The organism is Aquisalimonas sp. 2447, assembly GCF_012044895.1.
GTDB lineage: Bacteria > Pseudomonadota > Gammaproteobacteria > Nitrococcales > Aquisalimonadaceae > Aquisalimonas.
Genome location: NZ_CP050695.1, coordinates 281,489 through 301,157, shown reverse-complemented (window position 1 = coordinate 301,157; position 19,669 = coordinate 281,489). Strand labels below are relative to the sequence as shown.

Below are 19,669 nucleotides of genomic sequence, written 5' to 3'. Positions count from 1 at the left end.
GCTGGCAGTAGCCGGAGTGTAGACGACAACGTCCCAATGATGCCGCAGCTCGCTTGGTGCGTCTCCCCCCGGCCGAACTACACTGAATGAGACGCTGAACAAGAATCCACCAGGGAACAGGGGATCAGAATAATGCGGGAAGACTACCCCCGGGCACTGGCCGACCAGGAACAGGCACTTCTGCAGCGCCGGAGGGTGGCGGCCAGGGCTGCCCAGGATGGCGGCGGCGTCGGCTTCGGGCTCTCCGGGGGGGGCATCCGCAGCGCCACGTTCACCCTCGGTTTTTTCCAGGCGCTGGCCCGGGCCGGTCTGCTCCGTCACGTCGACTACCTCTCCACCGTCTCCGGTGGCGGCTATTTCGGCGCCTTCCTGGGACAGCTTTTCCGGCGGCCGGAGGTCGTCACCGGCGTCGACGACGTGGAGGCCATCCTTGCCGGGCAACCATCCTCCCGACCCGACAGCGCCAACGACATCGAACGGACCCGGCGCGGGATCCTCTCCTACCTGCGCGAGAACGGCCGCTACCTGTCGCCACGTGGGACGGGCGATCTGCTGCTGGGCGCCGCCGTCCTGCTGCGCAACCTGGTCAGCGTGCACCTGGTCCTGGCGATGTTGGTGCTGCTGGCCCTGCTGCTGGCCCAACTCGCCTACCTGCCGATCGTGTCTGCGGTGGCCGGGACAGTAAACACCATCGCTGCCTGGCCGCTCATCAGCCCCTACCTGTTCCTGGCCGGCCTCACAGTGGTGTTCGCCGCCGGGCCTGCGGGCTGGGCCTACTGGCTGATCGGGCACCCGCGTTCAGTACCTCGCCGGGAGTTCATCGCCAATCTGGGACCACCGGTGCTGCTGCTGTTGCTGTCGCTGGCTGCGCTGGTCGTCGGTGCCACCGGCGTCGACAACGCCACTGCCCTGCTGCTGGGCGGTACCACCGGCAGTCTGGTTGCGGCGACGGTTCTGCTGATCTTCCTGTTCACGGACCGGGCACTGCTGCGAATCGTGGAATCGGGCATCGGATCCGGCGAGGACGAATCCGCGGTGCATGTGGCCGCGGCGCGCAGCGGGGTTTCACGCGCTTTCCTGCGGGCGCTCACCGTCGCTGCGGCTCTGCTGTTGCTGGGCCTGGTGGACACCGCCGGCGGGCTACTCGCGGGCTGGAGCGCGGACGAGGCCGCAACGGGCCAGTTGACGGCCCTGGCCGCGACGCTTGCCGGCATCCTGGCCGGGGCGCAGAGACTCATCGCCCGCATCGTCCCCGAGACCCACGAACGGCCGGCCATACCGCTCGCCGTAACTGCACTGCTGCTCGCCATCGGCCTGCTATTGGTATACCTGGTCATCATGGCCGCCCTGGCCCACGGGCTCACAGGAGCCCATGGCGTGCTGATCACCGGCGACGCCGCCGAAGCGAGGGTCGGGCTCGCCTTCGGCGTGGTGCTGATACTGGCTGCTCTGGTGGCATGCTTCGGCAACAGCATGGCATTCCTCAACCGCTCCGGTCATCACGCGCTGTACATGGCGCGCCTGACCCGCGCCTACCTGGGTGCCTCCAACCCCCGGCGCCACGGCGGCACCGACAGTACCGTGCTGCGGGTGCAGCCCGGCGACAACACTTCCCTGCAGGCGTACCATCGAATCGCCGCCCACGAGACCGACGAGGAAGCCCGGGCCGCCGCGCCGCTGCATCTGGTCAACGTCACCGTCAACGAGACCATCGACGGACACTCGCAGATCCAGCAACGGGATCGCGGCGGCACCACGCTGGCCTTCGGGCCGTGTTCATTGAGTGTGGGTATCCGTCACCATGCCGTGTTCGCCCCGGGGTCGGCCCATGTGCCCGACTCCCCGGTCACCGTGTTCCCGGACAATGCCACCGATCCGGGCTACCGGGTGTTCGCCTACGCCCGCGAAGACGACGCCGACCCAGCCTACACCGGCGAACCCCTGTCTCTCGGCAATATCACGGCCATCTCCGGCGCCGCCGTCTCCACCGGTCTCGGCTCGCGCACCAGTCTGGCCATGAGCGTATTGATCGGCCTCGCCAACGTCCGCCTGGGCTACTGGTGGGACTCCGGCGTCGATCCGGACAACCGTCCCTGTGACGGCCGTCCCCGGGCGGGCTGGCGGCGCGTGTTCACCCGGGCCCTGCCGGTCTACAGCTTTCTCCTGGGCGAGCTGCTGGCCCGCTTCCGGGGCACCGCCTGGCGGCACTGGTACCTCTCCGATGGCGGCCACTTCGAGAACCTCGGTGGCTACGAACTGATCCGCCGTCGACTACCACTGATCGTCCTCGTGGACGCCGAGGCGGACCCCGACGGCACCTTCGACGGCCTGGCTGGCCTGATCCGCAAGGCCCGCACGGACTTCGGTGCGGACATCCGGTTCCTGGATGAAACCGCGCTCACGGACATGGGACTGGCGCGCCGGTTCGGCCCGCTGGAACAGCTCCGCCACACCCGGCCACTGACCGATGCCCGAAATGGAGTGAGGAAGGGCCACACGGCGGCCCTGTGCGAGCGTCACTTCGCCCTGGCCCGGGTTCGCTACCGTGCAGACGACGGTGAAGCGCCGGACGAAGGCTGGCTGGTGTATGTCAAACCGACCCTGACCGGTGCGGAACCGGCGGACCTCATCGAGTACCTGCACCGCCATCCCGCCTTCCCCCACGAACCCACCAGCGATCAGTTCTTCGGCGAGAGCCAGTGGGAGAGCTATCGCATGCTGGGCGAGCACCTGGCCGGCCAGCTCTGTGCCGAAGGAGCGGCCGACGGTGCCTGGGACTTCGGCGAACTGCTGCGGAGCGGCGGCGTCGCGTCCTCACCCACCGGCACCGAGGACAACGGCGAATGAGCGCTCATCTGATCTTTCTCGTTCACGGCATGGGAGTTCACCAGGAAGGCTGGTCAAAGGCCGTGCAACAGCAACTGGCAGACCAGTACCACGACCTGGAATGGAGCCAGCTGTATTCCTGGGGCGAGCACTTCCGCCCGGTGGAAGTTCGCTACGACGACGCCTTCGAAGCCATCCGCGCCCGCTGGCAGCGCGACAGCCCGGCGGTGATCACCATGCTCCGGGAGGCCGGTCTCGCCGCCCGGGCGATGCGCAAACTGGAGCGCCTGCGCGAACGCCTCGGCGCCGACGGCGTGCTGCAGACGCACGTGCTGGACGTGCTCATGTACCGCTTCGTCGACACCATCCGCGAAGCGGTCAAGGTCAGCGTGGCACGCCAGATGGTCGACGCCCTGGCGGCGGCGCCGGCCGGCAGCTGCTGGTCGGTGATCGCCCACTCCCTGGGCACCGCGGTGACCCACGACACCCTGCATGCCCTGGGCGCAGGTCAGGTGGACGGCGCTGGAGATATCCGGCGCGCCCACCTGGTGGTGATGCTGGCCAACGTCAGCCGCACCCTGCAGCAGGAAACGGTGAAGACCTACGCCTCGCGGTGCCGCCCCGCCCTGCCCGGCGGCGACGGCATGACCGCCCACTACCTGAACGTCCGCCACCGCTGGGACCCCATTCCCGCACGCTGGCCCTTCTCACCCCACGCCGAGTGGCCTGACCCGGACACCCGGGACGCCGGCCGGTACATGGATGTCCGCCTGACCCGGCTCAGCGGCGTCAACCCCCACGGCTTCGACCACCACCTGCGGGATCCGGCCTGCTTTGTACCGCTGTTCCGCCTGCTGGGCTCACCGGGGCTGATCCCGGAGCAGGAGGCGCGCGCTCTGGACAAGGCCTTCGCCCGGGACCATCCCCAGGGTCCACGGGACGCCCTGCGGCGGCGACTGGAGAGGATGATGCCGGCACCCACCGGCGACTGGGGACAGTACCTGGAGGTGTTCCGTGCCTACTTTGGCGACTGACTGCCGCAACACCCCTGGCCGCGTTTATTCCGCAGGCAGGACGCTCGGGCTCGCCCTGCTCCTGGCCCTGGCCTGGCTGCTGCCCCAGCCGGCGCTGGCCATGGACTGCGATACCCTGGTGGAACTGGCCCGGGGCACGGCACCGACGGAGACCCGCCTGACCGCAGTGAACAGCGCCTACCGACAGGGTTGCCTCGATCACAGGGTGAGCGTAGTACCCGCCGGAGACGCGCTGGAGGCGATGCTGCACCCGGACCGTTTCGCATCCGTCGCCAGGATGCGCGTGGCGGCCGCCGACCTGGCGCGCCAGGTCGCCGCGAAGGCTCAGGAACAAGCGCAGGCCCTGGAACCGCCGGCCGCCGAATGGTTCGCCGCCATGGCCGACGGCATGCGGGCCGCCGCCACCGGACTCACCGACGATCAGCAGCCGGGCACCGGCGCCACCGCCATCGACTACTGGGAAATGCACGTGGAAGCCGGCGGCCGCTGGCGGCTGCCGGCAACGGAGGCCGACGGACTGCCCGGAGACATAGTGGACACGGCCTGCGAGACACCCGGGCCGGACTGCGACGCCGCCATCGACACGCTGCTGGACCTTCTGGCCCAGGCCCGCGCCATGGAATGGCTGGTGGACGTGGCCGTACAACGGATCAAGCTCGCGGAACTGCAGACGCGACTGACCCGATATGACCGGCAGTGGACCGCGTACTTCACCGAAGCGCGCAGCCAGATGCCCTGGGAGCTGGCCTTCAACGCGTGGCGCTTCCGCGCCAATCGCGAGCAGTACTGCGAACCGGATGACGGCTTCTGCGCACCACCGGCCCACCAGTGGATCGTGCTGCATCCGGGCATCGCCCTGGAATACCTTGACGGCCAGCCCTCCGGCGCCCGGGTGGAAGAGGCGCTGACCCTGGAGATTATCGGTTTCAACCGCTGGTCCTGGGGCGATGACGGTGGGACCGGACGCGCCTTCGGCGCCTCAATCGTCGCCACGGCGGCGGACCGGGCGGGCACCCCGGTGGTGGGCATCGGCCTCATGGCGCATCTCAATCACAGGTTTTCCCTGGGCGTGACCCATCGCAGCGGCGATACCGGGATCTTCCTGAGTTACGACTTCTGGCGCACGAGCCAGCACCGGGCGGAGCAGCTGCAGGCGCGATTCACCGGCATGGAACAGATCCCCGAATAGCTCTTCCCGAGCCAGACTGGCCGCCGTCAGCACTTCATCGCAGTTAGTCTGATCAATGGCGTAGATCCGTTGGCCCTCGGCATTGGCAATTGCCAGCGCCTTGGCCGCCGATATCCCTTCCGCCCGTTCGTCGGTAAGCGCTCCACGAACCCCATCTGTTGAGTCGATTCCAGTTCCGCGACACTGAGCCTTCCAGATTGATGGGAGGCTTGGAGCATGTGGTTATCCCCGGTACGCGCCCGCTGGCTGGGTCATTTGTATCACGCCCATGCCTTGGGGTTGTCGCTGAGTGAGTATGCGCGGCGCCAGGATGTCTCGCTCGCCGAGTTGATGGACTGGGAGCGCCGGCTGCATGAGGCCGGAGTTCCGGTTCCGGAGCGTCACCGTCCCGCACGGTTCGTGGCCGTGGAGGTGGTGGCATGATCCGGCCCGGGACGGATGTGGCGGTGTATCTGTGCCGCGAGCCCGTGGACATGCGCAAGTCGATTGACGGTTTGTCGCTGCTCGTCCAGGAGGTCATGGCGTGCGATCCGTTCACCGCGGCGGTGTTCGTGTTCTGCAACCGGGCGCGGGATAAGGTGAAGATCCTGTTCTGGGAGCGCAACGGCTTTGTGGTCTGGTACAAACGCCTCGAGCAGGAGCGGTTCAAGTGGCCGGCTTGCGGTGAGCGGGAGCGGCTCACGCTCTCGGGCCAGGAGCTCAACTGGTTGCTCGACGGCATCGACATCACCCGTATGCAGCCGCACAAAGCGTTGCATTTTCAGTCGGTTGGATGAAATTTTTGCTCGCCGCACCGGTGGCGTTTTGGTACAATTACCCACATGAAACGGGCCGATACCAACACGTTGCCATCCAGTTCCGATCTCCAGCGCGAGCTCGATGAGCAGCGCGCTCTGGTCGAACGCCTCCAGGCCCAACTCGCCGAGAAGGAGGCCGCGTGGGCGGCAGAGAAGCGCTCGCTGTTCGAGCAAATCCGGCTGCTGCTGGACAACCGCTTCGGCCCCTCCACCGAGAAGTACAGCATCAAGCAGCAGGACCTGTTCTTCGACGAGGCCGAGAGCCTGGTGGAAGAGCCCGCCGAGTCAGGTGAGACTGCCGAGGCGGAAGAGGAAAACCAGCCGGCCCCCAGTGGCGGCAAGCGTCGCCGGGGTGGGCGCGCCCCACTGCCGCCGGAGCTGCCTCGCGTGGACATCGTCCACGATCTCCCCGAGGACGAACAGCAGTGTGCCTGCGGCTGCGGTGCGCTCACCCGCATCGGCGAAGAGGTCACCGAGCAGCTCGACATCATCCCGGCCCAGATCCAGGTGCTGCGCCATGTGCGCATCAAGTACGCCTGCCGGGCCTGCGAGGACGGTGTCCAGATCGCCGATCTGCCGCCGCAGCCGCTGCCGAAGAGCAACGCGAGCCCCGGACTGCTTGCCTATATCGCCACCGCCAAGTACCAGGACGCGCTGCCGCTGTACCGCCAGGAGCAGGTCTTCAAACGACTGGGCCTGGAGCTGCCACGGAACACGCTCGCCCGCTGGATGGTGGACCTGGGTGCGTTGCTCGCGCCACTGGCCGAGCGCATGCGCGCCCATTTGCACAGTGCGGAGCTCATCCACATGGATGAGACCACCGTGCAGGTGAACACCGAGCCCGGGCGGGCCGCCTCCAGCACCTCGTACATGTGGGTCCAACGCGGCGGGCCGCCCGGAGCCGAGGTGGTGCTGTTCGACTACGATCCCAGCCGCTCGGGCCAGGTCCCGCGGCGCCTGCTGGATGACTATGGTGGTATCCTGCTCACCGACGGCTACGAGGGCTATGCCCAGGTCGTGCGCGATAATGCCATCACCCATGCCGGGTGCTGGGCGCATGCGCGCCGCAAGTTCAAAGAGGCCCAGAAGGTCCAGCCCAAGGGCAAGACCGGCAAGGCCGACCGGGCGCTGGCGTCCATCGGCAAGCTCTACCGGGTGGAGCGCGAAGCCCAGGGCCTGCCCGTTGAGAAGCGTGAACGCCTGCGCGCCACGCACAGCCGGCCGCTGATCGAGGATCTGCGCCAGTGGCTTGACCAGTCCCTGGAGAAGGTGCCGCCGAAGAGCGCCATCGGCAAGGCCGTGCACTACCTCAACAGCCAATGGCCCCGGCTCATCCGCTTCCTGGAGGATGGCCGCATCCCGCTGGACAACAACCCCGCGGAGAACGCCATTCGGCCGTTCGTGGTGGGGCGCAAAAACTGGCTGTTCAGTCAGACGCCGCGGGGTGCGCACGCCAGTGCCACGATCTACAGCGTCATCGAGACGGCCAAGATCAACGGCCTGGAGCCCTACGCGTACCTGCTCGAGGTGTTAAAGAACCTGCCGGGCGCGACAACCGGCGAGGCCATCGACCGACTGCTGCCGTGGCATCAGGACGAGAGCCTATACGCGCTCAAACCCGCTGAGTAGGTGGGGTTCGCGGAGCGCTTACGTTCGTCGTCCGTCGAGAACTGCTGCTCCGGTATGCCCTGCTCCAGGGCCCAGCACAGGGAGTCGTTGCGCAAGCCGACCGTGTGATGAGATTGGAACCAGGCGCGGACAAGAGGCCGATGATATCGAGGAATCGCCAAGGACTAATAGCTGGATATTATTGCCCGAACCTATACCAGCTGTCGTGGATAAAAGCCCCGCCAATCATCCCACAAAGAAAGAAACTAAGCATCGAATTAATATTCGAGGCGAGCGACCAGTCGGTGAGTATCGCAATGGCGAACCCACAAACGAACCCCCAAAGCCCGGCGACAAAAGCGGTTGCCACGAAGGCATAGGAGGATGACGCTTCACCGAAATATTTATTCCTCAAGTATCGACCAATAAAGGCCTCAAATACACTCAAGCCAATCGTTTATAGCCAGATCAACATACCCCCCGGTTTTGCCTCTTTATATTACGAGATACCGCTGCATAGGGGCCATTCGAGCATTAGACAGAGTCCGGGTAAGCAATGTGTCTGTTCGGTCTTGCGCACCCGCCGACAATCGCCCTGCGACCCAGACCACACGGCCCTCCACCACCGCACCGTCGACCTCTCCATCGCTTACACGGTGGACCGTCGTGCGCCATTCCAGGTGTTCTCTTCCTTGCTCCTGATTATGTACGTAGCTCAAAACGGCTGTCGGGGGACGGATAAGTGCTGCATATTTATATAACACTTCCGCCGGAGCCCAGCCCATGGCGATCAATGAGATCCAGATGCAACCCGGCCTGTCCCTCGGCGCCTTCCTGGCCAGCTACGGCACCGAGGCCCAGTGCGAGGCGGCGCTCGTCCAGTGGCGCTGGCCACAGGGCTTCGTCTGCCCGCGCTGCGGCGGCGGCCACGCCCACACCTTCCGGCGCCGTGATCAGCCCTACTGGCTGTGCCAGGGCTGCCAGTACCAGTGTAGCCTGCGCGTGGGGACGATGATGGAGCGCAGCCATCTGCCTCTGACCACGTGGTTCCTGGCGATCTATCTGATCTCCCAGTCGAAGACCAACATGGCGGCCCTGGAGCTGCGTCGCCACCTCGGGGTGTCCTATCGCACGGCCTGGCTGCTCAAGCACAAGATCATGGAGGCGATGCACCAGCGCGAGGCCACACGCTCGCTCACCGGCGATGTGCGCGCCGATGACGCCTACCTCGGCGGCGAGCGCACCGGCGGCACCACCGGGCGGGGCTCGGAGAACTAAGGTCGCCTTCATCGCCGCCGTGGAGATGCACGACGACCGCCCCCACTTTGTGCGCTTCGATCCGGTGGCGAGCTTCTCGTTCAAGGCGTTGCGGGCGTGGGGCGAGCGGGCCCTGGCGCCCGGCTGTCAGGTGACCACTGACGGGCTGCTCGGCTTCGAGGTGCTCGGCCAGATGGGCCATACCCACCACGTCGTGCTGCCGCCGCGAGGCAAGGCCGGCACCGAGATCGAACCATTCCCCTGGCTCAACGTCGTGCTCGGCAACGTGAAAACCGCTCTCAGTGGCACCTATCATGCGTTCCGCTTCCGTAAGTACGCCGCTCGCTACCTCGCCGATGTGCAGTACCGCTTCAACCGGCGCTTCCAGATGGCCGACATGGTCCCGCGCCTGGCCGTGGCGCTTCTGCGAGCCAAACCCTGCACCAGGCAGGCGCTTCAGGCGCCTGCTGAGTTAGGTACATAATCAGGTGACTATTACCGAAGAGGCTGCAAGAAAAAACCAAAAATAAAAGTGTATTGGATCACTTTCTTTCGAAACACTGACCCCATGAATTAGCGGGAACTCTCCGGACACATAAATGACATACAAAACGGCGGCAAAGCCGGTCGCGTTGCCGATGTCCTCGAAACCGCCGGCCCAGCTCCGGAACGCGTCCGCCTCGACTTCGATGGTGCCGTGCACATAGCGGGCCGGAATGTCGGAGGCCCGCAGAAGGGCTATCTGCAAAGAGGCAATATCGAAGGCGTTACCCTGGCGGAACGACAGGATGGGATGTAATCGATCGCCAAATCCTGCTCGCGCTCGAGCGTCTAGATCACAGCCTTGCACGCTCGCAGCCTCCGCGTTCAATAGAATTTCGCCGGCCATCCGGGGCCGCTCAACCGCTTCCCATCCGTGCGGGGCTCCGCAAACTCAGCAGCCACCCCGATCAAGCGCTCGAAAATCGATGCGCGCCAGGGCTCGACGTAAACCAGCACGAAGACATCATCTCCAGGCTCAGGCTCCACCCCGGAGTGGTCGCCAAGTAGGCAAACCTTCGTCTCCCCGTCGCGTAACCGCTGAATCCAGGTCTCGACGACCCGGCCGTCCGATTCGGAGGCCAGTCGCTCGCGGAGGTCGCGGATACGCCTGTCATGTCTTCGATACGGAACAATCCGTATGACCAGAGGAACCAGGTTCTCCGCGATACGCCATAGATATGTGGCCGAGATCCAGCCACTACTCGATTCGATTTTACTCTGGATATGACGACGAAATCGTGAGTGACGCGGCGGACTCCACTGCAGATTAAAGAAAATAAAATCACGCGGGAAACAGTAACCAACCTCGATGTCACCAAAATAAGCGCGTGAAAATCGACTCTTGGACCAAACCAGACCGCCTACACCAGTAACGGTTTGACGATAGCCCTCGCGTGTAAACACAAACTTGGGCCATACACTCCGTACGCCGACCGCCAACGCGATGGAAGCAACCGATATCGCCGCAACGATGAATCCATCGACCAATGCGGCAGACTCCGCACCAAGGTCAGAGATAATAAGGAGAAGCACAACAGCAAAGCTCGCCCCAAAAACAGTGGCCGAAAAACCGATAAGCCAGACACATGTCACGAGCATTCGGTACATATCACGCCCTGGCCTTGTCAATGCTTAAGTCCAAATCTTCTGCCCAACCTCCATACAGAAGACGAATTACAAACCTTCGATCTAGAGCCGCTTCCACAAACGCGGCTGCGACACCTATGCCAAGCTAATGGTCAGAGTTGCCAAAAAGGCGACTGTTGCCACGACCACGAAGGAAACCATGAGGTTTATTGCAACAGCCATCGCAGTCTTTTGAATGCTTTCGGTCTCTGTCCATGTCGCTGCTGCCTTAATAACGGCCGCCGCACCAATCAGTAGACGGGAGACATCCTGTAGCGCAGTGGCGTAATCTCCAATTGCTTGGATGGTTCTTCCTAGGAAGCTTAGGATATCAACGGCAGCACCGGACAAGTTAAAGAAAAGATTGTTGACGATATCAAGGAACCCACCATTCAACCCCCCTTCGATCAACCAGGCCCCGCTACCAGTCTCGGGGTCCAGCACAACATAGCCCGCGCCCTGCCAACCGGGCACGGCCACCGGGTCGGTGTGCGTGGTCACTTCCCGGCCGGCATCCACCGCCTGGCGGATCTCCGAGGTGGTGTCGCTGGAGAGGTTCAGTGCCGCGAGCGCCTCATCGCGGTTGCTCTGATCAATAGTGTAGATCCGTTGGCCCTCGGCATTGGCAATCGCCAGCGCCTTGGCCGCCGATATCCCTTCCGCCCGTTCATCCTCCGTCGAGAACTGCTGCTCCGGTATACCGTGTTCCAGCGCCGAGGTCAGCGCCCCGATCTGGGTGTTGAGCGTCGCCCGGTCGAAGTCCGGGTCCTCCGGCTGGCTCACGGTGCGGGCGATGCGGTCCAGATCCATCGTCACCCCGCCGGGGGTGATTGCTCTCGGGATGCCGAACAGGGTGCTGACATTGGGGGTGTAGCCATAGGTGCCCGCTGATGGCGCAAGATTGACCTGTGCGCTCACTTCCCGCGCCTGTTGGTGACTGAATGCCTCGAGCTGGGCGAAGTACCCCAGCATGCCGGCATGGAACAGATCCCCGAGGAGCTCCTCCCGGGTCAGGCCGGCAAGGTGCTGCTCGTTCTCGGACTCAAGCGCATCGGTGGTGGCCTCGACCCGCTGGCGCACCCGGTCGAGCCGTGCCGGAGACACACTGCCACCGGCGACGGTGACATGGAGATACGACCCCGCGACCACATCCTTCCCCGCCGTATCGACACCGATGCCGCGCTGGTTCACCCGGAAGGCGAAATCCATCTCCTCGCCCACGGCCAGGCGCTCGCCCTTGGCGACCACCTCACCGGCCACGCGCAGTTCGGGCACGAGATTTACCAGGCCCGCCGGGATGGTGTCCGGCAAATCAGCCGGGTCGTCGATATCCCCCTCGGGCAGCAGGGCTTCCAGCGCCGCTTCATCATCCGCGGTCGCCGGGCTGAACGACAGGGTGATGCGCTCGCCGTTGACCTCGGACCAGGCGAACTCGACGGTGTTGAGCAGGTTGCCGAGAATGTCCCTGCCCAGGCCAAAGGTGATGCGGTGCTGCAGGGCGGCGGGCAGGGCGTCGTGGCGCGCTCCGACGGTGGTGATGGCATTGGGGAGGCGTGCGGGCAACATGGTGAAGTCACGGGTAATGATCTCGCGGCCACCGAGCACGTCGCGGACGGTGGCGTCATCGGGCAGACTCGCGATGTGGGCCTCAAGGGCGCCCTCGGCATCGTTCTGGGTGGCCTGGAGGATGCCGGCGTCAAAGCCCTGAATGTAGCCGGCCTCCTCTTTCAGGGTGCCGCTGCCAAGGAACTGCTCGGCAACCTGCTCCGGGTCGATGCCCGTGACTTCGGCAACATCGATGCCATCGAAAAACTCGTATTGCTTGAATGAGGAATCAAGCGGCACCCAGGCGTCGGCGGATTCCATGACCGCGCCCCGGGAGGGGAAGTAGTCCAGGGCTGCTTCCACCCAGATGTGTTCCATGCGCACCTGACGCACTTCACCGCCCTGCACCAGCGTCGTCAGCGGAATACCGCCGGAGGCGGCAAAGTCGGTCGCGTTGCCGATGTCCTCGAAACCGCCGGCCCAGTTCCGGAACGCGTCCGCCTCGACTTCGATGGTACCGTGCACATAGCGGGCCGGAATATCGGAGGCCCGCAGCAGGGCTATCTGCAAAGAGGCAATATCGAAGGCGTTACCCTGGCGGGACGACAGGGTGTGTTCTGCGGTCTGCGCCGCACCCCAGGTCGGCAGCCAGGCGATGTTGTTGCGCACCCAGGCGTGAATCCGTACCGGGTCGTGCCCAAGCTCGGCGGCCTTGTCCTTGATCGCCTCTGTCAGCGTGACTTCCGCTGTACTTTCAAGCCAGCGTGGCTCGGATGCTCCGGGCAGGCCTTCGAGATCGAATTCACCATGAGCGGCCAGTTCCGGCAGGGCCCGGCTGCTGAGTTCGTCCTTTATGAACGCATCGGGGGTCGTCCGCGGTTCACGCCTTTCCTCTGGTTCGACGGCCTTCGACGGCAGTCGCAGTGGCTCGGGAGCGCGCGCAGGCCGGACGTCCTCGTCCGGCGACAGGGCGCCCAGGGCGGCATCGATAGCGTCCGGCCCCAGGGTTTCAGGATCTTCGACCGTGACGCCCTGGAGGGCGCTCAGCACCGCATTCAGGCGCTCGCCTACTCCGTCCATGGATTGCCGGTGGCGCTCGCGCACATGCTCGGGCACGTTCCCCCGGGCAAGCCGCTCGGCAAGCCGTTGTTCACGCGCCAGGGCTTTGTCCTGCTGTCTCTCAAGGCGCTGGTGCAGGCGATCGACTCTATCCAGTAGGTCAGCGACGGCTTGAGGGTCAAGGGCATCACGGCGTTCGTCCCAATGCCCACGTAACTCCAGCAAGGTTCTGCGGAGCTGCGTGACGGTTTGCTCCATGGCTTGCCAGCCCGAGGGTTCCAGGCTTTGCTGAACGGCCCTGCGCTCGGAGGCCTGCTGCACGGCTGCAATCGTCGGCGTGGCGGACAGGCCGAGAAAGGCGAGAATCACCAGGAGCGCGATCAGCCTCTTGGTTCGCGTCCGCGAATTGAGCCACCCGAGGAATGCGTGGTCGTACATAACGGGATTTCCTTCTCTCTTTGTTCTGTCCTGAAGCAGAGTCAGGGGAAACGAAAGTTCCCCCACAGCTCGGGGCGCGGACTTGTTCGAGCGCGTTGCTAGCGCAGGGGAATCGTCACGGTGGTGTAATCCACCATGACCCCACTTGCGGTTGCGATGCGCAGCGTGGCCTCGACGGTCTCAGGCGCGTGATCGTCAACTGCGATCCAGAGCGGGAATGCGAGGGTCCCCTTCTCGGCGATGTCAAAACGCAGATCCAGACCACCCTCGCCGGTGATACGTCCCGGACCGGGATCGACCACCTCAACGCCGGGGACCGCGGGCAGCAGCAAGCGCCCTTCCGTGCCCTCACCGAGGTTTCTGATGGTGAGCATTCGCGCTGATGGGCCGTAACCGGCCTTGTCTCGAGCCGTTGCGATGTGCTCAAGCCCCGTGAGGAGCACATCGTCAAAGAAGCCGCCTTGTGCCAACGTCGCCTCGGCGAGCACGTCGAAACCCATGTAACCCGAGACGCCGGTACCAGGCTTGTGGTACGCAATGGCGACCTCTTCGCCATGACGGGCGCCGCCACGACCGCCCCCCGGGCCTCGCCCGGGATGGGTACCGGTAAAGGTGGCTGCCAACTCGGCGCCAGCGAGGCGGGCACTCAGCGGTTTGGTGGATGTCAGGAATCCGGCGGTGCCGCCCCCGAACTCCCCGCGGGCATCCACCTCGACGCCGTCGGCATGGGGCAGGCGCCCACGGAAATCGATCCCGAGCGCGGGATCAAGCTGTCCGTTGCGTTGATCATGCCGACCGGCCACAAGCAGCCCGCTGCCCGCATCAACGGCCTCGACCAGGCGATGCTGAAGCGCTTCCGGGAGTTTCTCGTGCTCGTGGAGCAGGGCATAGGCACTGAAGCGCCCGGACCCGAGGGCCCGTTCCAGGTCATCCGCCGAGACGGCCAGGTGATAACTCCATCCCCGGGAGCGCAGGGCGGCTTCAAGGTGCCGGCGCTGGTGCGCCAGGCTCGGCGCATCCTTCGGACCGTGCGGGTCGGCAGCGCCCGCTGCCCAGGCGGCAACCCGCTCCAGGTCACCGTAGCCATTGGCGGGCACACCGGAACAATCCACCGCGAAGTATCCGGAGTCCCACCGGCGGATTCCCTGCTTGCCGTCGGCCTCCACCTCCACGCGCCAGGTGCCTTGCGGGTTCTCCGCCGCCAGGTTCATTAACGCCAGATGGACCCGCCCGCGGGTCAAGTGGGTCAGGGCGAGAATCTCGCCGGCTTCGCCTCTTTCGGCCCAACGGGACTGGAAGCCCGATACGGTGGCGCTGCGAGCGCTGATCAGACCGCCAGCCTCGTCATAGAGCGCTACACGCACCTGGTCGTCGGGATCAAGCGCCAGCGGCTCGGCAACGCCCAGCTCGATCTCGTCGGCCTCGCGGCACTCGCCATCCGTCGCCGCCCGGGCCGGCCCGTCCACCATGACCAGCACGCGGCCACGTGACGCACGGTCTACGGTCACATTCAGCTTGTCAGTAACGGTGAACCACGCCTGCGCAAGCGGTCGCGGCTCATCCGCGACGGTGGTGCGCAACAGTGCGGCGAACCGTGAGCCGGAACGTTCGGTCACGGCGTCCCATTCACGGGTCACCACCCGCTGCCCATCGACCCCGAGGTCGGTACCGGGGAATTCCCAGTCGGCCAGTACTTCCCCGGTTTCGCCATCGGTGATGAGCAGCTCAGCGGGAAGGTCTTCCAGCAGCGCGTTGCCGTCATTGTGCAGCTGCGCCCGAAGATCCAGCTGCTCGGTACGTCGCACGGGATCGGGCTCGACCTGGATATCACCGACCAGGCCGACACCACTCTCGGAAGTCGAGCGTACGTCGAAACGCGCCACGTCCTCCGCGGCTCGGCTTCCCTCGGCGTCATCGACGGCGAGTTCAATGCGATAGCCTCCCGGGGCCGCGCGGCCAAGTGGCAGGCTATAGGTCAGTTCCTGCTCCGCACCCGGGGCAATAAAGGCGACTTCGTCGTCTTCCGCCCAGACAATGTCGCCCTCTGGATCTCGGACCCGGGTCTGAACCCGAACACTCTGCGCGGTGGCGTTGGACGCAACGTTGCCGACACGATCGCGAATGGCCACCACATCGCCCACGTCATAGACACTCCGGTCCGTTGTCACGCGCCCGGAGAGGTCACTATCGCCGTCGGTGGCGCCCGTATCCACCACGAACGGTGCCCGCGCCGTGGCCACGGGATCGCCTGTGTCGCCAATGGCTTGCGCGCGCACGACGTAGGTGCCGGCCAAGATGCCCGCGGTGGCGAAGGCCGGGTCATCGAAACTGCGCGACTCCGCGGCCGCAAGTTCCTCAACCGGGCGCAGCCCCAGGTCACTGACGACGATGTCGTCTTCATCAACGACAGCCAGGGCGAGCTCGCCATCGGTGGTAAAGCGGCCGAGGCCTGGATCATGAACTCCAGTGTTCGTCCACGCGGGATGCTGACCGTTTCGCCGCTGGCAGGGCTGGGCGGCACATCGAATACCGGCGGGGCATTGTCGGCGAAGTCCTGGATACTGACGATGAACTCCAGCGGTACCGAACTCCGCACGTCCCCCTCGGCGTCCAGATCCTCGATCTGCACAGGCACGCTGTAGAGTCCCAGGGGGGTTTGCTGACTCGTCTGCCAGGTGATGATGCCGGTGTCTTCATCAATCGCCAGGGTTTGACCTCCACCACTGGGTAGGCTGGATATACCGGACTCGCTGGCCAGGGCATCACGCCAACGCAAGCCTTCCCCGTCCGGATCCACTGCCGGCACCGCGAACTGACACAACGTTCCGCGCTGACAGGTCACCACAGGGGAAATGCTGCTCAGGGGCGAACGCAGGCCATCACTCAAATCAACCCGGGCTTCCACCCGAAAGCTTCCGCCCGCGTTACGCAGGGCACCGAGGCGACAACACTGACTGATCCGGGCGCGCCATGGCTCACCATTACCGTCGGTTTGAGCCGGATACGTCTTGCGAATGACGTCGCCGTCCTCGGTGCGGGCAACACCGATCACCCAGTCCTCTTCCGGATTGGAGGCAATGACCTCAAAGTCAGGATTGGTGGTGGTGCCATCACCGAAACGCAATGTGGAGATCATGTTGATCGTATCGCCCACCTGGGCGCGACCGTCGCTGGCACTCCCCGAGTAGAAGCCTCGCCGGGCGGCAACGGTGAGGCTGAAATCCACCGTTGTCGGGCTGATCTCCGGTCGCGGCTCCCAGGTCAGGTGCCCGAAGCGAAAGTGGCTCGCCTGTGCCTCGCCGACAGTCAGCAGGACCAAGACCAGGACCATCAACAGACCCGTCAGGCGGGGTGTAGTCGGCGCACGCATCGTTACTGTTCCTTCCCTTGCAACCGGATTTCGATGTCAATGCGGTGATCCCCGTCCGGGGGAACCGTCCCTGGGCTTCGATGCTGCTCGATTTCGAGGCGCGTCCCGGGGGCGACAAACAGCGACTCGCCGTGAATGATCACCGGGTCGGGGCCTTCGATCACGGAGATCGAGAGGGCGTGCTCGCCCGGCTGCTGCGCCAGGAAGACGCTACCGGGAATATCCAGGCGGTGGTCCGTCTGCTCCGGTGTGAGATCGAAAGAGAAATCTTCGCGACGCACGAATTCATCGTCGGGGTCGGCCAGCTCGAACTGACCAGAGACAGTGAACGCCTCATTGGAGCGATGCTGCAGCAGGACCGTGAAGCCCAGCGGGTCACTGGCGCCCTGCGGGAAATACAGTGGCTGCGGTCGGACCGAGAGCAATTCGACCCGGCGCGTGGGCAACACGCTGACGGTGCGGCTGCGCTCCGCCAGCAACTCGCCATCAAAGGCTTCATAGGCCCGCACCCGAAGCTCGTAGTCCCCCGGCGGACGAGCATCGGTAAACCAGGAGAAGGTTTCGGTTACCTGCTCGCCACCGTCGAGCCGGATACGGGCCTCTTCCAGCGCCTCCTCCGGCAACGATCCATGCTCTCCGATCAGTCCCGGTGTGACCGGCTCTTCGGACAGCAACGCCCCGTCGGCAGCGAACACGGCAAGGTACAGTCGGGTCACCAGGGTTTCGTGGCCGGTGTTTTCCAGATCCAGCGCGAGCTCAGCTTCCCGGTGGGCCTCGTAACTGTCGGCATCGGCGCGGAGGCTGGAAAGCCGCAGACCGCCGCGATCACGCGGATCGAGCCCGATTGAGCGTTCCAGGACGCCATGGGCGCCCGTGGTGAACGATAGTTCCCTGTTGCGGTAGCCTTCCGCGGACACGGACAGAGTCGTCTGCCCCACATCGAGCCCGGCAATGCGGTACTGTCCATCGCCGTCGGAGACCGCCGACGAGCCTCCCGCGTTGATCGTGGCGCCTTCTATCGGCGCCTGCGAGGCACGATCAAATACCCTGCCCCGCAACGTCACCCCATCAGGCGCCTCAACGGGCTCAAGCTCGATTGCACCCAGTTCGGCAATTCCGCCCGGAGGCAGCGCCACCGTCAGGGAGACCCCCTCATGGGCTGCCGCGGTCACCGTGAACGTCTGTTCGCCGGTGTCGATGGCATCGAACCGGAAGCCACCGGTATCGTCGGTGGCAACCTCCTGCGCCCCGCTGGAGACCAATGCGCCCGCCAGTGGCTCACCGCTACCGGAGGAACGTACCTCACCAGTAACTGTCACGGGCTCATCCCCGGGAGGAGGTTCCGATACCGGGGTCAGCCCCGGAGAGAACTTGAGGTCCTGGGCCACGGCCAGTTGAAACTCGACGCTCACCGGATGGTAGCCGGGCGCCGTTATGGTGACGGTGTACGAGCCCGCCGGCAGCACGAACGCGTAATTTCCGTGGCTCCCGGTGCCGGTCTCCGCTGCGCTGTCCCCGGATATCCGCGCTTGTGCTTCCGCTACCGGTGCACCTGTCTCGCGGTCGGTCACGGCACCGAGCAGCCGCCCGGTATCAGGCTCGGGTATCAGTGCGATCTCACCCAGGTCGACCAGCTCAGAGCGGCTCACCCGAACTGTCTGCGTAGTACCGCTGAAACCGTCTGCCGCGTACACCAGAGTGACGTCCTTATCCGCCGGAACGACCAGCTCAAAGGCACCGTCGCTGCCCGTGTTGGCAACCAGTTCCTCGTCCCCTTCCCTGAACACGCTGGCCTGAGCCACGGGCCTGCCGTTGGCCGCGCTCGTAATCCGGCCGACAACCGTGCTTTTGTCGGGATCGTCGGGCAGAACGGTTTCGCCTCCGTCCAGCTGCTGTGCGGTATGTAGTGCCCGCAGGGCGAGTGCGGTCGAGTACACGTCTCCGTCCCAGTCGCCATCGCTGGCCTGCTGCCCCAGCAACCACTGCAACGGGGGCTCGAATGCTTCTTCGCGCGGCGTTACCGGGAGAATCGCAAGCAGGGCATGTGCCGTTTCCCAGCTGGTGCCATAGCCGCCGTCACTGTGGCGTTCAGCCACCAGATAGGCGCGAGCTTCGGTGAGAGTGGGACCAAGCCCAAAGGCAGAGGCGTAGCGGGACAGCGCACGAGTCGCCAGTGCACTCGTATAAACCCTGGAAAGGCTCTCTATTTCCTCCCAGCCACCATCGTGCTGCTGTTGTTCGCGGAGAAACAGCACCCCGGATTCGACCGCCGAATCCGCCTCATGACCGGCTGATTGCAGCGCGAGCAAGGCAAAGGCAGTTGCCTGGACGGAACTCGGGTGACCCGGGGCATCGGCGAAACCGCCATCCGGCTGCTGCCGCTCGAGAAGCGTCTCAATGAGCTCAGTCGGGGCTTGTTGGCCCTGCACGCTGGCCTGGCGGATTGCCAGCGCAAGCAGCTCGGTGTGGTCGTCGACCCCCGCACTGAGCCGCTCGAGCAATCCGTCTCCGGGGGCAAATCCCCCACGGTCGAGAACCAGCAGCGCCAGTTCCGCTTCCGCGTCCGATTGCAGGTTGCTCGCCACCGGGCCACCAGGCTCGAAGGAGCCGTCCACGTTTTGCCGATTTTCCAGCCATTCGGCTCCGGCATCCAACGGCTGCGCGGGTGCGGCTGACGAAAAGACGGCGAGCACTGCCCACGCGAAACACACGAAAACGTGAGATGCGCGGGAATCCAGAACGGGCAGGGAAGGCGCCACGAGTAAGTTCCTTTTACCGGTGTTTCCCTCGACGTTAGCGACAGTGAGTCATTGTGTCAATATGGATCAATAAATGTCACACAAAATATAAATGTCTCTTTTAGAGACGCAGTCGATGC

General features: G+C 64.8%; 12 protein-coding genes and 1 pseudogene. 7 read left to right on the top strand and 6 right to left on the bottom strand.

Annotation, left to right across the window (positions count from 1 at the left end):
* Window positions 1-132: 132 nt before the first annotated feature.
* The 7 genes and pseudogenes from KU884_RS01285 (at window position 133) to KU884_RS01255 (ending at window position 9,195) form a co-directional block, all read left to right on the top strand.
* Window positions 133-2,847: a patatin-like phospholipase family protein gene (locus tag KU884_RS01285; protein WP_167780925.1), complete on the top strand. Its 2,715-nt coding sequence runs from the start codon at window positions 133-135 to the stop codon at window positions 2,845-2,847.
* The gene (locus KU884_RS01280) at window positions 2,844-3,860 is read left to right on the top strand and encodes a hypothetical protein (RefSeq protein ID WP_167780924.1); all 1,017 of its coding nucleotides are present in this window, start codon (window positions 2,844-2,846) and stop codon (window positions 3,858-3,860) included. Before KU884_RS01285 ends, KU884_RS01280 begins: the two co-directional genes overlap by 4 nt.
* Window positions 3,841-5,049 carry a hypothetical protein gene (locus KU884_RS01275; protein ID WP_167780923.1) on the top strand — a complete coding sequence of 403 codons (1,209 nt, stop codon included), beginning with the start codon at window positions 3,841-3,843 and terminating at the stop codon, window positions 5,047-5,049. Before KU884_RS01280 ends, KU884_RS01275 begins: the two co-directional genes overlap by 20 nt.
* A 216-nt stretch (window positions 5,050-5,265) precedes the next feature.
* Window positions 5,266-5,472, top strand: coding sequence for a hypothetical protein (locus KU884_RS01270; RefSeq protein ID WP_167780922.1), 207 nt, complete (start codon window positions 5,266-5,268; stop codon window positions 5,470-5,472).
* Window positions 5,469-5,825 carry an IS66 family insertion sequence element accessory protein TnpB gene (tnpB, locus tag KU884_RS01265; RefSeq protein WP_167780921.1) on the top strand — a complete coding sequence of 119 codons (357 nt, stop codon included), beginning with the start codon at window positions 5,469-5,471 and terminating at the stop codon, window positions 5,823-5,825. Before KU884_RS01270 ends, tnpB begins: the two co-directional genes overlap by 4 nt.
* Before the next feature lie 45 nt (window positions 5,826-5,870).
* Entirely contained in the window at window positions 5,871-7,475 is a 1,605-nt protein-coding gene (locus tag KU884_RS01260) for an IS66 family transposase (RefSeq protein ID WP_254432083.1), read from the top strand.
* Window positions 7,476-8,237: 762 nt separating this feature from the next.
* Window positions 8,238-9,195, top strand: a pseudogene (locus tag KU884_RS01255) (IS1595 family transposase).
* Here the strand turns inward: KU884_RS01255 and KU884_RS01250 are convergent.
* The 6 genes from KU884_RS01250 to KU884_RS01225 form a co-directional block, all read right to left on the bottom strand.
* Window positions 9,196-9,600, bottom strand: coding sequence for a transglutaminase-like domain-containing protein (locus KU884_RS01250; protein ID WP_167780920.1), 405 nt, complete (start codon window positions 9,598-9,600; stop codon window positions 9,196-9,198).
* Window positions 9,579-10,361, bottom strand: coding sequence for a hypothetical protein (locus KU884_RS01245; RefSeq protein ID WP_167780919.1), 783 nt, complete (start codon window positions 10,359-10,361; stop codon window positions 9,579-9,581). The genes KU884_RS01250 and KU884_RS01245 overlap by 22 nt, the downstream gene beginning before the upstream one ends.
* A gap of 114 nt (window positions 10,362-10,475) precedes the next feature.
* Complete coding sequence (locus tag KU884_RS01240; RefSeq protein WP_167780918.1) at window positions 10,476-13,421, bottom strand: transglutaminase family protein; 2,946 nt, start codon at window positions 13,419-13,421, stop codon at window positions 10,476-10,478.
* A gap of 98 nt (window positions 13,422-13,519) precedes the next feature.
* Window positions 13,520-15,661 carry a hypothetical protein gene (locus KU884_RS01235; protein WP_167780917.1) on the bottom strand — a complete coding sequence of 714 codons (2,142 nt, stop codon included), beginning with the start codon at window positions 15,659-15,661 and terminating at the stop codon, window positions 13,520-13,522.
* A complete protein-coding gene (locus KU884_RS01230; protein WP_167780916.1) occupies window positions 15,586-16,791 on the bottom strand; it encodes a hypothetical protein in 1,206 nt (401 codons plus the stop codon). The genes KU884_RS01235 and KU884_RS01230 overlap by 76 nt, the downstream gene beginning before the upstream one ends.
* 2 nt (window positions 16,792-16,793) lie before the next feature.
* Entirely contained in the window at window positions 16,794-19,406 is a 2,613-nt protein-coding gene (locus tag KU884_RS01225; RefSeq protein ID WP_167780915.1) for a carboxypeptidase regulatory-like domain-containing protein, read from the bottom strand.
* Window positions 19,407-19,669 lie beyond the last annotated feature (263 nt).